6 protein-coding genes are annotated in these 16,916 nt (G+C 66.7%); all 6 read right to left on the bottom strand.

The features are described 5' to 3' along the window. Positions 1 to 11: 11 nt before the first annotated feature. A complete protein-coding gene (locus tag ASF79_RS15025; RefSeq protein WP_055856410.1) occupies positions 12 to 6,074 on the bottom strand; it encodes an Ig-like domain-containing protein in 6,063 nt (2,020 codons plus the stop codon). 176 nt (positions 6,075 to 6,250) lie between these two features. Then, positions 6,251 to 12,292 (bottom strand): Ig-like domain-containing protein, encoded by a 6,042-nt coding sequence (locus ASF79_RS15020; RefSeq protein WP_055856406.1) that lies wholly within the window; start codon positions 12,290 to 12,292, stop codon positions 6,251 to 6,253. A 135-nt stretch (positions 12,293 to 12,427) separates the two neighbouring features. Further along, complete coding sequence (locus tag ASF79_RS15015; protein ID WP_055856403.1) at positions 12,428 to 13,420, bottom strand: PDR/VanB family oxidoreductase; 993 nt, start codon at positions 13,418 to 13,420, stop codon at positions 12,428 to 12,430. Then, entirely contained in the window at positions 13,417 to 14,214 is a 798-nt protein-coding gene (locus tag ASF79_RS15010; RefSeq protein ID WP_055856399.1) for an MOSC domain-containing protein, read from the bottom strand. Before ASF79_RS15010 ends, ASF79_RS15015 begins: the two co-directional genes overlap by 4 nt. Before the next feature lie 24 nt (positions 14,215 to 14,238). Further along, a complete protein-coding gene (locus ASF79_RS15005; RefSeq protein ID WP_055856395.1) occupies positions 14,239 to 15,813 on the bottom strand; it encodes a hypothetical protein in 1,575 nt (524 codons plus the stop codon). Beyond that, on the bottom strand, positions 15,795 to 16,685 hold the full coding sequence (locus ASF79_RS15000) for an ABC transporter ATP-binding protein (RefSeq protein ID WP_235500784.1): 891 nt from the start codon (positions 16,683 to 16,685) through the stop codon (positions 15,795 to 15,797). Before ASF79_RS15000 ends, ASF79_RS15005 begins: the two co-directional genes overlap by 19 nt. Positions 16,686 to 16,916 lie beyond the last annotated feature (231 nt).

The following is a 16,916-nucleotide window of genomic DNA, read 5'->3' as shown; positions in this document are numbered from 1 at the left end:
TCTCTCTCTGGTTACCAGCTGGCGCTTGGTTTGTATGGACCACCGGGACCGTTGACGACTGCATTCACGTTTCTCCCCGGGTAGCCGTAGTAGAACGTGGTCTCCGCGTTGCCGTTGCCGCTGCCGTTGGTGTTGATTGTTATCGTCCCGCGGAAAACACCTTCCGCATACACATCAGCCGTATAGCTCGAGTTCGCGGCGCCGTCTTCGATCGTGACACGGATGTATGCACACGACGGGTCGCCACAGTTCGGCTTGCCGACGGCGGAATTTCCATGCCCGATCGCGACCTTCGTCTTCGGGGGCTCGTCACCGCTCCGCGCCGCCTGCTCGCCAGCAGACGACGTTCCGCCAACCGAGTCCTGAATACGTGCGCTGATGGTGTGTCTCTGCGAGTAGCCGTCGATGCGCTGGCTTCCGCTGTCGTTGACCTGACGTTCCGCGCCGTCGACAGTGATCCACATCGTGAACGGTCTTCCGTTCTCAGCCGGGCGGCTCCAACTCAGCGTCACGCCCGTCGCGTCGCCGGTCGCGGAGACCGAGGGTGCGTTCGGTGCGCCATACGGTTTCAGATTGTCGATGGAGTTGCTGGCGGGACTCGTGTACGACGAGCCGTCAGCCGATGTAGCGGCTCGAAGGGCGACCGAGTACGTTCCGTTGTTCTGAACGCCCGACCGAATGACGTTGTCTCCGGGAAGAGCATTCCAGTTGCCGTTGCCGTTGATCTCGTACTGATACGAGACTTCACTGCTCCGAGCACCATTTGCGGCGCCCGGCGAATATGACACCGTCACTGAGTTGTCGCCCTCAGACGCACTGTTGAGCGTTGGCGCGGTCGGCGGAGTGACCGCACGACGCGGTGCAGAAGCGGGCGAGGTGGCTCCCTGACCGGCCTTGTTGAAGGCGGCCACAGCGAAGGTGTAGTCGTTCTCGGACACATCGACGGTCACCGTCTGACTGGTCGCTCCGCCGCCCACGGGAACCTCACGAGCGCCCGTTCCACCATTGATATAGAGAACGTACGACGAGATCGGGTCGCCATTGGCGTTCGGCGCGTTCCAACTCACGTTCATCTGGGCCTGGCTGCCGACCGAATCGACACGCACCGACGTGGGTGCCGCTGCCGCCGCGGGAACGCCGGCCGGAATCTCCGAAGCCGAGTACGTGCTCCAGTCGCTCGGATCGGGCGCGCGGTTCACAGCCTGCACCCGCACCTGGTACGCCGTTCCGTTCTCCAGGCCTTCCCAGACCACGGAGTTGCCCGTCACGCCGGTCTTCTGCACCGCACCGCGTGCCGGGGCCGGCGAGATCTCGAGGTTGTAGGACGTGACAGCCGAACCCGGGGTGGATGGCGTGACCCAATTGACCGTCATGCTCTTGTCGCCGAAGACCAGCGTCGGGGCGGCCGGGCGGTCGGGGCGGGCATCCGGTCGGGCGACGGCCGACGAGGGCGACGGGTCGGACTCGCCGACGCTGTTCGTCGCCGTGACGGTGAAGGTGTACTCGACATCGTTGGTGAGGCCGTCGAGCGTGCAGGTGGTCGAGGCGCACTGCTTCGAGTACCCCTGCGGGCTCGTGACGGTGTACGACGTGATGGGTGCGCCGTTGTTCACGGGCGGTGTCCACGACAGCACCACGGTGCGGTCCTGGATGCTCGTGACGCTCGGCGTGGCCGGCGCGTCTGGCTTGCCCTGAACGGTCAGGCGGATGCGACCGTCTGCCTCGCGGTCGGGGTCGCCGGTCGAGTCGGCGATGCGGTAGCGCACCACCATCGTTCCGACGAAGTCGGGCCCGGGGGTCACATCGACGCCACTGCCCGCCGGGGTCGCCCGGCCGCCCTCGCCGGTCTCGACGACCGCGTCGAGGATCTTGAGCGGGTTCTCGGGGTAGGGATTGAAGTCGTTCGACAGCACGTCGACCTGGCGGGTCTCGCCCTGGTTGGCCTGGGGCACCACGTCGTCGGTCGCGCTCGGCTTCGGCCTCGTCGAGGTGACGACCGTCACGACGACGGTTCCCGTGCCCGGCTTGCTCTGCCCGTCGGTGACCTCGATCTGAATAGGCGAGTCGCCCTTGGGCGCGTTGCCCGCGGCCTTCACCTTCAGCGTCTGCTTGTCGGGAACGACCGAGAGGCCCTGCGGGAGTTCTCCGACGACCTTGTACGACAGCTTCTCGAGATCGCCCTCATCGGGGTCACGCGACAGCGTGCGCAGGTTGAGCTGTACCTCGTCGCCGCCCGGCTCCACGTTGACGGCGCCGTTGTTCATGGTCGGCGACACGTTGGTTGTCGAGACGACGGTGATGGGAATGACGAGGGTCGACTTCTTGCCATTCGGGTCGTCGGGCCCCGTGCCGTCGGTGACCTCGAAGCTCAGCGCATCGGGGCCGTAGTAGCCGTCGGCCGAGGTGTAGCTGAGGGTGGTCGCGTCGGTCACGAGGTTCGCCCCGTTGCCGTGCGACACAGCGACCTTGTCGGCCTGCGTGATGCGGGCGGCCTCACCGTTGCCGGTGACGACGTAGTCGGAGAGCGGGATGCTGATGGTCTCGCCGCTGTTCACGACGATCGGCTTGGTGCCCGCCTTGAGCGCGGGATGCGCACTCTCGAGCCCGGGAACGAACACGAACGCCGAGGCCTTCTGTCCGTCGACGTCGGTGACGGTGTACGTGATGATCTGCGATTCGGGGGTGAGCGGAATGCGCAACTCGCCATTGCCGCGAACAGTTGCCGTGCCGCTCGTGACCGAGACGTCGAGGGCATCGATCGTGCCGTCGGGATCGTCGTCGTTCTTCTTCACGTCGACGTCGGTGGTCGTTCGACCCACCACGTCGGCGACCTGCACCAGGTCGTCACGGGCGATGGGCGCCTGGAGCGTCGCATCCGGGCTCACCGAGACGAGGAGCTGACCGACGGCAGTCGCACCGTACTGATCGACGATCGTGTACTGCACCGGGTAGTCGCCCGGCGTCTTCGGCGCGGTCACGGTGACCCGACCGCGGTCGATCTTGCCCGTCATGCCGTCGGGCACCTCGAGGCCGTTCTTCTGGATGGCGATCGGGTCGCCGTCGGGGTCGGAATCATTCGCGAGAACGTCGACCGCCACCGTTCGACCGGGCCGCACCGAGACGGTGTCTTTCACTGCGTACGGGCGCTGGTTCGCGCTCGACGAGGGAACGATGCCCACGAGGATCGTGGCCGACGCCTCGGCGCCCTTGCGATCGCGCACGGTATAGGTGAACACATCTGTTCCGACGGAGGTCGGGTACGCCTCGTACACCAGCCATGACTGTCCGACCTCGCTGATGCGGCCCTTGGCGGGCGCGTCGTCTTGGCCCACGAGCTCGACGGAGTCGCCGTCGGGGTCGATGCCGTCGAGGGGGATCGGGATGCGCACGGTCGTGCCCTCGAGAGCGCGCACCGTGACGTCGCGCGGCCGGGGCGGCGAGTTGGCGCCGTCGTCGTTGCCGACGATCTGGATGGTCACGTAGCCCGCGTCGCGCTGGCCCTGGCTGTCGACGACCTCGTAGGTGGCGTAGACGGTCTTGGCCACGGGGCCCGCCTTGAATCGCAGCGTGTTCTGCGCCACGAACATGTCTCCGTCGGCGGGGCCGATCAGGGGAGCGATGAGCGCCGGCGCCAAGGTGATCGTGTCGCCGTTGGGCGAGTAGTCGTTGTCGAGCACGGGAATCGTCGCGACGTCGCCGGCCCTCACGGTGACCGTGTCGTCGGTGGCCACCGGCGGCAGCAGTCTCTCGGGGGCAGGGATCGGAACGATGAAGACCTCGCCCTTGGCCGACTTGACGCCGTTGGTCACGGTGTAGCTGATGCTGGTGGGCTCTGAGATGCCGGTGTCGGTGATGCGCAGCACCTGGTGCTCGAGCACCTCGACGCTCACACCGAGCCCCTCGGGAACCTGCACCGATTGCACGGCGAGAATGCCGCCGGCGGGGTCGAAGTCGTTGGCGAGCACGTCGGTCAGCACCGAGCGACCTTTGGTGAGCAGCGCGACGTCGCGAACGGCGATCGGGGGCTGGTCAGCCGAGGTGTCGCCCACGACCGTCACACGCACGATCCCTGGGGCCGACTTCGGGCCGTCCGTCACGAGGTACTGCACGTAGTAGTCGCCGGGAGCCGCGGCCGTGAAATCGAAGGTCCCCGTCGTGTAGTCGGGCGTGATCGTTGCGCCGGGAGCCGGGTTGACCTTCGCCAGGCGCAGCGGAGCCCCGCTGGGGGCATAGTCGTTCGCCATCGGCGACACGGTGACCTGCTGGCCGGCACGGGTCACCACGTGGTCGCCGTTGGTGACGGGAACGAGGGTGCCGGACTCGCGCACCTCGAAGGCCACCGTGCCCTCTGTGTCGGTGACGCCGTCGGAGACGACGATGGTCACGATCTTGCGACCGGGGTCGGGGTCGAGGGCGGTGAACGTGAGCTCGCCGTCGGCCCGGAACTGCACCTGATTGGCGCCGTCCGCCGTGGCGGAGCGCACGAACATGTCGTCACCGTCAGGGTCGATCCAGTCGGGCAGCACGTTGTAGGAGCAGGTCGATGCCACCTCGCAGAGCACCTTCGGCACGCGCTTCTGAACCGGCGCCTCGTTGGTGCCGGGAGCCTTGACCGTGAGGGTCACGGTTGCGTCGTCTGTGCCACCGCGACCGTCATCGGCCGTGTAGGTGAACGTGCCGGTGCCGGATGCGTCGGGGTCGACGATGATCTGCATCGCGACGCCCCCGAGGATGGGCTGAACCTCGCCGATCGACGGTTGTGGGCCCTTGAGCGTGGCGGTGAGCACGTCGCCGTCGGGGTCGGAGTCGTTGTCGAGCACCGGGAGCACGATGGTGCGGCCGGCCCGCACGCCGAGCTGATCGTCTTCGGCGATGGGCGGATTGTTGATCTCGCTGCGCTCGGGCAGGATGACCTGCAGCTCCTCCTCGGTGCTGTCGTCCTCCTCGTCGGTCTTCGTCTCGTCCGGCGGAGGAACGATGTCGTCCCAGTTCTCGACCTTCTTCATGTCCTGGTTGACGAGCCAGACGGCACCCGACGTGAGGTCATTGAGCACGACCACGTTGCGGTTGACGCGGAAGACGAGCTGGGCCTGCGAAGTGAGGCCGTCGATGGTGGTCTCGACGTCTTTGTCGTCGCCGGCGCAATCGCGCAGATAGGCGTTCGAGACGGCCCACGCCGCATAGGCGCAACCGGCGAGGTACACGGGTGCCGCCGGTTTTCCGGGCTTTCCGGCCGAGGTGGCGGTGGCCGTACCCCCGTCGAGGGGCTGGCGGATCAGGGCGGTGTCGGTGGCGATGAGCACGGCGTCGGATGCCGGCCCCGTCTCCTGCAGCACGCCTCCGGTCGAGTCGGCGACGTCGACCTTCTTGCCGCCCGGCAGATAGGCGATGCCGTTCGCCGAGTCGAACACGACGGCGTCGTCGCCCACGGTCGTCATGGCGAGGGCAGCGTCGTCTTCGGTCTCGGGGAATCCGTTCTTCACGGGCTCGAGCGGCACGCCGTCTTCATCGAGCGGGATGGTGACCATCTCGCCCGAGCTCGGCGACAAGGCGTGGACCCCGCCATCGACATCCACCGTGGCCTCCGCGCCCGAGCCGAGGGTCAGCAGCGGCTTGTCGGGGTCGGGAAGGAAGTTGGCGACATCGCTGGCGCGAGTGGTGAAGAGGTCGCCGGTCTTGTCGATGACCGCGAGCGTGTTGCCTCCCATGGTCACGGAGGACTCGGCCGGCAGGGCCACGGCATTGCCGAGGGTCACCGACACGGGGTCGATGGGCGCCAGCGATCCGGTGGCGTGGTCGACGGTGATGATCGTCTCGTTGTGCTGCAGGATGTCGAAATCGCTCGACGTCATCTTGAGGCCGCCGTCGAGCAGCTGGGCCTGGTAGTTGAGGTGCCCCACGAGCAGCCCGGAGGGCTTCGTGACCCAGACGCCGCCATCGTTGAGTTCGACGTCGGCCGTGGTGATGCCCTGATAGAGGAACGCCATCGTCGTGACGGCGAGCGAGAACACCGTGACGGTCGCCACCGACGCTGCTGTCGCCTTGCGGCGGCGCAATGCCTCGAACAGCCTCACACGGTCCTCGTCTTCACATTGTCACGACACTCTTCAGACGCCACGTACCTCAGAACCGGTCACCCGGCACCGGGACATTCAAACACGACGACCCCATAGAGAGTAAATGGGGAGAAGTCCCCATGCTGCCCCCCTTCGGAGGGGCGTGACGACCGGATGTCGTCCGGCGGCCCCCTCTAGCGCACCCCGGGTTGGACTCCGTTACAGGTCATGTTGTTCGCCGCCTCCTGGAGGGTGAAGCCGGATCCGGCCGTGTCCTCCGTGTACCAGCCCGGAGTGATGCTGTTGTTGGGCCCGTTCAGCGACTGGGTCAGGGTTCCTTGCGAGGTGCGGGTGACCCACCTGCACGTGATCGTGCCCGGGTAGTCCTCGACAGTGATCTTGATCTTGACGCAGTTGTACACCTCGGTGCACCCGCCGCCATTCGAGATGTAGACGATCTTCTGCGGCTGAGGCTCGGCCCCGCTCGTAGCCGACGCGGAATTGCTGATCTCTTGGCCTTCGCTGTCGACGACGCGCACCGAGATCTTGTGCAGCTCGGAGTAGGCGTTGCCGACCTCGCGGCTCCCCGACGACGTCACGACCTGCTCCTGTTCATTGTCGATCGTGATGTAGGTCGTGATCGGGCGGCCGTTCGTCGCAGGGACGCCCCAACTCAACGTCACGCTCTTCGCGTTGCTCTGCGCACTGGCACCGGGCTGGTTCGGCTTGCCGAAGGGGATCGCCTCGTTCGAGCCCGTCTCGGCACCCGGCTGCACCCCCGTCACCGTCGACGTCGCCCACACGTTCACTGTGTACGTCGTGCCGTTCGCCAGGCCCCCGATGCTGCCTCCACTCGCGATCACTCCGGTCGCCCCGGTCTGGTTGACCCGATAGTGGTACTGAAGTTCGTCGTCCCTGGATCCGTTGCCCGCCGCCGCTCCGAAAGTGATCGATACTGCCTGGTCGGCCGGAACGATGTTCACGCCCGCGGGAGCGCCGGGCGCGATGGCCCCGCGACGCGGCGCTGACGGAACGCTCGGCGCCGAGCTTCCCGCCTTGTTCAGCGCCGACACGCGGAACGTGTAGTCGGTCGTATCGACCGCGACCGTGACGTTCGCGCTCGTCCCCCTGACGCCCGGCAACGTGTTCACCACGCTGCCACTCTTGAGCGTCTCGAGGGTGTAGCTGGCAACCGGGTCGCCGTTCTCGAAGGGCGCGTTCCACGACACCGCGATCTGGGCCTGGCCACCCACGGCCGTCGACGGGGTCGTCGAGGGCGCGCCCGGCGCATCCGGAACGCCCGCGGGAACAACCGCAGCCGAGTAGCTCGACCAGTCACTCGGTTCCGGCGCCCGGTTCACCGCCTGAACTCGCACCTGATACGAGACGCCGTTCTCCAGGCCCTCCCAGACCACGGAGTTGCCCGCGACACCGCTCTTCTGAAGTGCACCGCGTGCCGGAGCGGGCGAGATCTCGAGGTTGTACGACGTCACGGCCGATCCGGGGGTGGATGGCGTGACCCAGTTGACCGTGATGCTCTCATCGCCGAAGACCAGCGTGGGCGGCAACGGGCGGTCGGGGCGGGCATCCGGTCGGGCCGGTGCCGATGCAGGCGACGGATCGGACTCGCCGACCCCGTTCGTCGCGGTGACCGTGAAGGTGTACTCGACATCGTTCGTCAGTCCGTCGAGCGTGCACGTGGTCGAGGCGCACTGCTTCGAGTAGCCCTGGGGAGACGAGACCGTATACGTGGTGATCGGCGATCCGTTGTTCACCGGCGGGGTCCACGACAGAACAACGGTGCGGTCCTGGATGCTCGTGACGCTGGGCGTGGCCGGCGCGTCCGGCTTGCCCTGCACAGTCAGCAGGATGCGACCATCGGCCTGACGAGACGAGTCCCCGGTCGAGTCGGCCACGCGATACCGCACCACCATCGTCCCGACGAAGTCGGCGGCCGGCGTCACGTCTACGCCGCTTCCCCCGGCAGCGGCCTGCCCGTCACCGGTCTCGACGACGGTCTCGACAATGGTGAGGGGATTCTCGGGGTACGGGTTGAAGTCGTTGGCGAGCACGTCGACTGAGCGGGTCTCGCCCTGCTTGGCCTGCGGCACCACATCGTCGGTCGCGCTCGGCAACGGCCTCGTCGAGGTCACCACCGTGACCGTGATCGTTCCCGTGCCCGGCTTGCTCTGCCCGTCGGTGACCTCGATCTGAATCGGCGAGTCGCCCTTGGGCGCGTTGCCCGCGGCCTTCACCTTGAGGGTCTGTTTGTCGGGGACGGCCGAGATGCCCTGAGGGAGTTCTCCGACGACCTTGTACGAGAGGTTCTCCAGGTCGCCCTCGTCGGGGTCGCGCGACAGCGTTCGCAGGTTCAGTTCGGCCTCCGCGCCGCCCGGCTCCACGTTGACAGCACCACCGCTCATCGTCGGCGACACATTCGTGGTCGAGACGACGGTGATCGGGATGACGAGGGTGGACTTCTTTCCCTCGGGATCGTCGGGCCCCGTGCCGTCGGTGACCTCGAAACTCAACGCGTCAGGGCCGTAATATGCGTCGGCCGAGGTGTAGCTCAGCGTCGTGGCATCGGAGACGAGGCTGGCTCCGTTGCCGTGCGACACCGCCACCTTGTCGGCCTGTGTGATGCGGGCGACCTCGCCGTTGCCGGTCACGACGTACTCCGACAGGGGCACGCTGATGGTCTCACCGCTCTTCACGACGATGGGCTTGGTGCCCGCCTTGAGCGCGGGGTGCGCGCCCTCCAGACCAGGCACGAAGACGAACGCCGAGGCCTTCTGACCGTCGACGTCGGTCACGGTGTACGTGACGATCTGCGATTCGGGGGTGAGTGGGATGCGCAGCTCGCCCTCGGCGCGAACGCTCGCCGTACCGCTCGTGACCGACACATCGAGGGCATCGATCGTGCCGTCGGGGTCGTCGTCGTTCTTCTTCACATCGATGTCGGTCGTCGTGCGGCCGACGATATCGGCGACCAGGACGATGTCGTCACGCGCTATCGGGGCCTTGAGCGTCGCATCCGGGCTCACCGTCACGAGCAACTGGCCCACGGCGGTCGCCCCGTACTGGTCGACGATCGTGTACTGCACCGGGTAGTCACCCGGGGTGCTGGGCGCAGTGATGGTCGCACGCCCGCGGTCGATCACGCCGGTCACCCGATCAGGCACCTCGAGGCCGTTCTCGCGGATGGCGATGGGATCGCCGTCGGGGTCGGAATCATTCGCGAGAACGTCGACCGCGACGGTGCGACCGGGCCGCACCTGAACAGTGTCCTTCACGGCGTAGGGCCGCTGGTTTGCGCTCGACGAGGGAACGATGCCGACGAGAATGGTGGCCGACGCCTCGGCGCCCTTGCGATCGCGCACGACGTAGGTGAACACGTCGGTTCCCACGGATGTGGGGTAGGCCTCGTACTCGAGCCATGACTGTCCGACCTCGCTGATGCGGCCCTTGGCGGGCGCGTCGTCCTGACCCACGAGCTGCACGGAGTCACCGTCGGGGTCGATGCCGTCGAGCGGGATCGGGATGCGCACCGTCGTACCCTCGAGAGCACGCACCGTGACGTCGCGCGGCCGAGGCGGCGAGTTGGCGCCCTCGTCGTTGCCGACGATCTGAATGGTCACATAGCCCGCGTCGCGCTGGCCCTGGCTGTCGACGACCTCATACGTGGCATAGACCGTCTTGGCCACAGGGCCCGCCTTGAACCGCAGCGTGTTCTGCGCCACGAACATGTCTCCGTCGGCGGGGTCGACCAGGGGAGCGACGAGCTGCGGCGAAAGAATGATGGTGTCGCCGTTGGGGTGGTAGTCGTTGTCGAGAACAGGGATAGTGGCCACGTCGCCGGCGCGAACCGTGATGGCGTCGTCTTTCGCTTCGGGGGGAAGCAACCTGTCTGGGGCGGGAATCGGGATGATGAAGACCTCGCCCTTGGCCGACTTGGTTCCATTCGTCACGGTGTAGCTGATGCTCGTCGGCTCGGAGATACCCGTGTCGGTGATGCGCAGCACCTGATGTTCGAGCACCTCGACGCTCACACCGAGCCCCTCGGGAACCTGCACCGATTGCACGGCGAGAATGCCGCCGGCGGGGTCGAAATCATTCGCCAGCACGTTGGTCAGCGCCGAGCGACCCTTGGTGAGCAGAGCCACATCTCGCACGGCGATGGGGGGATCGTTGGCGGAGGTCTCGCCGACGACCGTGATGCGCACGATTCCGGGGGCGGTCTTCGGGCCGTCGGTCACGAGGTACTGCGCGTAGTAGTCGCCGGGGGCCGCGGCCGTGAAGTCGAACGTTCCGGTGGTGTAGTCGGGCTCGATCGTGCCACCGGGAATCTCGTTCACCTTGGCGAGACGCAGCGGAACCCCGCTGGGGGAGTAGTCGTTCGCCATCGGCGACACGGTGACCTGTTGGCCGGCGCGGGTCACCACGTGGTCTGCATTGGTGACGGGAACGAGGGTGCCCGATTCGCGCACCTCGAAGGCCACCGTACCCTCTGTGTCGGTGACGCCGTCGGAGACGACGATCGTCACGATCTTGCGACCCGGATCCGGGTCGAGGGCGGTGAAGGTGAGTTCTCCATCGGCCCGGAACTGCACCTGATTGGCGCCGCCGGCCGTGGCGGAGCGCACGAACATGTCGTCGCCGTCTGGATCGATCCAGTCGGGCAGCGGGTTGTAGCTGACCGTCGAAGCGACTTCGGAGAGCACCTTCGGCACGCGCTTTTGAATCGGCGCCTCGTTCGTGCCGGGAGCCTTGACGGTGAGCGTCACCGTCGCATCCGCCGTGCCGCCCCGGCCATCGTCGGCCGTGTATGTGAACGTGCCGGTGCCGGATGCGTCGGGGGCGACGATCACCTGCATGGCCACGCCGCCGAGAATGGGCTGAACCTCGCCGATCGACGGCTGCGCACCGTTCAGCGTCGCGGTCAGCACGTCGCCGTCAGGGTCGGAGTCGTTGTCGAGCACCGGGAGGACGACGGTGCGGCCGGCACGAACACCCAGCTGGTCGTCTTCCGCGATCGGCGGATTGTTCTCATCACTGCGCTCGGGAAGGATGACCTGCAACTCCTCCTCGGTGCTCTCGTCCTCCTCTTCCGTCTCGCTCTCGTCCGGCGGAGGAACGATGTCGTCCCAGTTCTCGACCTTCTTCATGTCCTGGTTGACGAGCCAGACGGCACCCGAGGTCAGATCGTTCAGCACCACGACGTTGCGGTTGACACGAAAGACGAGTTCGGCCTGGGCCGTGAGTCCGTCGACGGTGGTCTCGACGTCTTTGCCGTCGCCGGCGCAATCGCGCAGATAGGCGTTCGAGACGGCCCACGCCGCATAGGCACAGCCGGCCAGATACACGGGCGCCGCGGGCTTGCCGGGCTTGCCGGCGGAGGTGACGGAGGCGGCACCGCCATCGAGGGGCTGGCTGATGAGCGAGGTCGCGGTGCCGATGAGAACGGCGTTCGATTCGGGGCCGGTCTCCTGCAGCACGCCTCCGGTCGAATCGTCGATCTCGACTCTCTTGCCGCCTGGCAGGTACGCGATGCCGTTCGCCGAATCGAAGACCACGGCCGCAGCACCCACCGAGGTCACAGTCAGGACGGCATCCTCCTCGGTCTCGGGCAGCCCTTGGGTGACCGGGTCGAGCGCGGCGCCGTTCTCGTCGAGCGCGATGGTGACGATCTCTCCGGATGACGGCGACAGGGCATGAATCCCTCCGTCGACATCCACCGTGGCCGCGGCACCCGATCCGAGGGTGAGTAGCGGCTCCTCGGGATCAGGAAGAAAATTGGCGACGTCACTGGCACGGGTGCTGAAAAGGTCGCCGGTCTTGTCGTCGACGACCGCCAACGTGTCGCCGCCCATGGTCACGGAGGACTCGGCTGGCAGGGCGACCGCGTTACCCAGGGTCACCGACACCGGGTCGATGGGCGCCAGCGATCCGGTGGCCTTGTCGACCGTGATGACGGTGTCGTCGCGCTGCAGAATATCGAAATCGCTCGACGTCATCTTCAGACCGCCGTCGAGCAGTTGAGCCTGGTAGTTCAGATGCCCCACGAGCAACCCGGAGGGCTTGGTGACCCACACACCACCGTCGTTGAGTTCGACGTCGGCCGTGGTGATGCCCTGATATAGGAACGCCATCGTGGTGACAGCGAGCGAGAACACCGTGACGGTCGCCACCGACGCTGCTGTCGCCTTGCGGCGGCGCAATGCCTCGAACAGCCTCACACGGTCCCCGTCTTCACTTTGTCGCGCCGCATCTACGCCTCTCGAAACCCAGCACGCAGCACGCGGCACCAGATTTCAGACACGACGACCCCCACTGAGAGAGTAAGTGGCACGAAGCCCCCATGCTGCCCCCCATCAGAGGGGTGCGACGACGAGACGCCTGTCGACGGCTCTCGACACGCAGGGCATCACGAAGTGTTCACGTTCGCCCGCGGTCAGCACGACATCACGATGATCGGCCTCGCCGTCGATCAACCTCAGCCGGCAGGTACCGCAGGTTCCGCTTCCGCACGAGCTGTCGACGTCGATGCCGGCGTCTTCGAGGGCGCCGAGCATCGTCTTGTCTGCCGGCACGTCGATGGATGTGCCCGACGGCGCCCACTCTAGCTCGAAGGGCACGCTGATCTCACCGAAGGCCGAGACCCCGGCGAAGTCCTCCATGTGCACCCGGCTGGGGCGCCAGTGCATGGTCAGCGCACGCAGCTCGTTCTGCAGCGGTTCAGGGCCGCACACATAGAGGTGCCGCTCGCCGGGAGCTTCGAGAAGGGGCCACCAGTCGAGCGCCCCGTGCAGCGCGCGATGATGCAGGGTGAAAGGCCGCATCGCGCGGTCGCTTCCTGCGACGGCGAGCAACTCGGCCAACTCGTCGAGGTAGGGCGTGTCTTCGCGTGAACGACTGAGATACACCAGCTCGACATCCGTCACACCGCGGCGGCGCAGCTCGATGAGCATCGCGTGGATAGGTGTGATGCCGATACCCGCCGCGACGAGAAGGTAGGCCGGCGCGTCCGCGAGCTCGAATGCGTTGCGCGGACGAGAGATCGTGAGCGAATCGCCCTCCTCCACCTCGTCAACCATGCTGCGCGAGCCGCCTCGACCGCCGTCGTCGCGGCGCACGGCGATCACATAGCGGCTGCGGTCACGAACGTCCGAGGTCAAGGAGTAGCTCCGAGCTTCGCCCGACGGCGTGTGCACCGTGATGTGGGCGCCCGGCTCTGCCTGCTCCAGCAGCCCGCCGTCTCGACGGCGCAACACGAACTCGCAGACCTCGGCTGTGAGCATCCGGCGGCCCGCCACGACGACCGCCAGGTCGGATGCGGCGTCGGCCGTAGCGTCGGTCGCGGTCATGCCGCCGTCTCCGGCTCTGAGACGGCGCCACCGCGTTCGAGGGTTCCAGCGGAGAGCACCTCGGCGAAGACGCCCATGATCTCGTGCCCGTAGTTCTCGTGCAGCAGGCGCACCACCGGAACGTCGCGTCGCGCCGTCGTGGGATCGACCTCGGTCGCCGCGCAGCGCTCCGTCTCTTCGAGCACGCGCACGGTGACGCCGCTCGGGCCTCCGAGCTGCAGCTGCCGACCGATCCAGTCTCGTTCGACCCACGGCTCGAGGCCATCGATGTAGACGTTCGCCCGAAAGCGCAGCGGGTCGAGTTCGCGGCCGATCCGCGCCTCGAACTCGCGAATGGATGCGCGATTGATGAGCGAGATCGTGTTCATCATGCGAAGCGAGTCCTTCGCGTTGTCGGTGAAGTTGTAGCCGGGTTGCTCGGCGAGCACGGGCAGCTCACCGTCGGGCAGATCGGCCACGCGGGCGTACAGCTCGACCAATTCGGCCCGGCCCTCGGCCGTGCCGAGGTCGGCCACCAGTACCGGATGCCCCTGCACGGCCACGCGCATCACGCGCGTCTCAGGATCGAATCTGGCATCGAGCCCAGCCAGACGATCGGTGTTCAGGAGCACGTAGTACTCGCGCTTCGACAGCGGAACGAAGTTGTCGGGGTCGTACGCACCTGAGGGCTTCGCCAGCGCGAAGAGACGGTCTGCGGGAAATGCCAGCCCCGTCTCGAGCTCGACCCTGTCGAGGGGCTCAGGAGTAAGCCCTTTGACGGGGTAGCGGTAGAGCGACTCGATGGTGCCGGGCATATCTCGACAGTACTTGCCGCGTGCTTACTTGCTGGCCTGGAGCTCGGCGAGCAGATCCGGTCCGCGCTTGTCGAGAATCGATCCTCCCCAGCGCAGGGCGATCACGAGCATGCCTCCGCCGAGTACGATCCCGAGGGCCAGCGAGATCCAGCCGAAGATCGCATTGCCCGTGACGAATCCGATGATGGCCAGAACGATCTCGGGCAGCACGAGCACGGTCAGCCCGCCCCACGTCGCGAAGGTCGCCAGGGTGAGCATGAATCCGCCCCCGGGCTTCGCCTTGAAGGGGCTCTCGCCGGGCGCGGGAACGGGGAACACGAATCGACCCGAGATGACCGAAGACAGCGCGAAGCCCGAGAACAGCAGTCCGAACACCATGCCGAGCAAGCCCGGCAGTACCTGCCACGAGTTCGTGAACCACACGGATGCGATCGTCAGCAGCACCGATACCGGAACCGCGAAGACGGCGAGGGCCACCACGCGGCCGAGCCGGTCGTCGCGCCCCGATACTCCCGTCGACAGGTGCAGCGCGAACGCCGTGTTGTCGTACGAGACGTCGGTGTAGATCGACAGGGCCAGCAGCAGCGCCACGATGGGCCCGAGGGCGTTCAGAACGCCCATGCTGCCCATATTTCCCGAGTAGACGAACAGCAGAACGGGAATCAGCGGAATCACGATGAGCGACTGGGCGTAGCGCGGGTCTCGCAGCCAATACGTGAGCGCACGAGCGGCGACTGCACCCCAGGGGGTGGCCGGGAACACACCGAGGAGGCCCAGCTTGCGGGTTCCCTTCATGGCGGGCGACGATGCGCGGGCAGGGTTTTCGAGTGCGTGACGCAGGCTCGAGCGCCAGACGAGCAGCAGGATGGCGAGGGTCGCGAGACCGATGGCGAATCCGGCCGCCGCCCGGCCGAGATCGCCGGTGACGATGTAGCCGGGAACCGACCAGATAGCACCGAGCGGCGTCCACGCGACGATGTCTGCGATGCCGGGAAGGGCATCCGCAGAGCTGCGCAGCAGCGCCGTGAGGCCGATCATGATCGGGCCGAGCAGGATCAGAGGGATGAAGATCAGGATGCCCTTGGCCTCGCGGAAGCGGCGGCCTGATCCGAGCCCCGAGCTCAATGCGGTGATCGCCCGCGAGCCGGCCACGCACGTGAGAACGCCGATCACGGCGCAGACGATCGCCGTGATGGCACCGAGCGGGTGCTGCCACCACGTGGCCGCTGTGGCCAGTGCGGCGATCGAGGTGACGATTCCGGGAACGCCGAGGACACCGCTGACGAGGAGGCCCAGCACCAGCTGGTTGAGGGGAATGGGAAAGATGGCCAGTCGAGAGGGCTCGACGGTCTGATCCGTTCCGGGGCCGATGAGCGGCAGCACGATCCAACCGAGGATCGTGGCCGCGCCGCCCAGCACCGTGACGGTGCGAGCCAGTTCGGTCGGCGCGAAGCTCAGCGCGATGAGCCCCGCGACCACGCCGAAGAGAACGCCGAGCCCGTAGAGCCCGCCGATCACCACGGCGACGATCTGCCAGGGCTTTCCCTTCAGGCTGTTCGCCAGAATGAGAAAGCGCAGTCTTACGAGAGTCGCAACCATTCCGGCCCCTCTCCTGTGCGGCGACCTCCGACGAGTTCGACGAAACGGTCTTCGAGCGTAGAGCCCTGGCGTACTTCTTCGGTCGTGCCCGAGGCGAGCACACGCCCCTGAGCGATCACGGCGACGTGGTCGCACATGCGCTGAACGAGGTCCATGGCGTGGCTCGACACGATGACCGTGCCGCCCGATTTGACGAAGCCATCGAGGATGTCGCGGATGTTCGCGGCCGACACAGGGTCGACCGACTCGAACGGCTCGTCGAGCACCAGCAGACTCGGCGCGTGCACAAGGGCGCAGGCCAGCGCGATCTTCTTGGTCATACCCGCCGAGTAGTCCACCACGAGCGTGCCGCCGGCCGACTCGAGGTCGAGCAGGTTGAGCAGATCGTGCGTGCGTTCGGCGACCGTCTCGCGGCTCATGCCGCTGAGCAGTCCGGCGTAGGTGACGAGCTGCGTGCCCGTGAGGCGATCGAAGAGTCGAACGCCGTCGGAGAGCACCCCGACGAGGCGCTTGGCCTTGAGCAGGTCGTGCCAGACGTTGACGCCGTGGATGCTGATGTCGCCGGCATCCGGGCGCATCAGGCCCGTCGCCATCGACAGTGTCGTGGTCTTTCCGGCGCCGTTGGGGCCGACGAGCCCGTAGAACGAGCCGGAGGGAACGGTGAGGGCGAGGTTGTCGACGGCGACCTTGTCGCCGAATCGCTTCGTGAGGCCCCGGATCTCGAGTGCCGGACCATGGGCATCCGCGACCGGGGGGAGTATCTGAGCTGCGTCGGGGCTGGTCGGGTTTGTGTGGGTCTGGTTTATGTGGGTCTGGTCTGTGCGGGTCTGGTCTGTGCGGGTTATGGGGGTCTGCGCTGGGTCTGTCTGCACTGGGTCTTCCAAGGACATAGCCGCCTGCTTTCCGTCTTGCCGTTTCTGTCTTGCGATTTCCGTCTTGCGATGGACATTCAGGCCGTTTTCGTCGTGCGATCTCGCGATGCGCGTGCTCGAACCCGGCGCGTGTCACCCACCATAGGGGGAGCGGCAGACAGCATGCATCCCCCGCGCGGGGGACATCAAGCACGCTCCTCGGTGTCGCCCGCGGCCGTATCGAGACGGACG

Source organism: Agreia sp. Leaf335 (assembly GCF_001423605.1).
Taxonomy (GTDB): domain Bacteria; phylum Actinomycetota; class Actinomycetes; order Actinomycetales; family Microbacteriaceae; genus Agreia.
The sequence above is the reverse complement of the archived record's forward strand: the minus strand, read 5'-3'. Positions and strand labels throughout refer to the sequence as shown.

Coding starts and splice junctions, on each gene's coding strand:
- ASF79_RS15015 (WP_055856403.1), bottom strand. CDS start 13,420: ATGACCGCGACCGACGCTACGGCCGACGCCGCATCCGACCTGGCGGTC.
- ASF79_RS15005 (WP_055856395.1), bottom strand. CDS start 15,813: ATGGTTGCGACTCTCGTAAGACTGCGCTTTCTCATTCTGGCGAACAGC.
- ASF79_RS15010 (WP_055856399.1), bottom strand. CDS start 14,214: ATGCCCGGCACCATCGAGTCGCTCTACCGCTACCCCGTCAAAGGGCTT.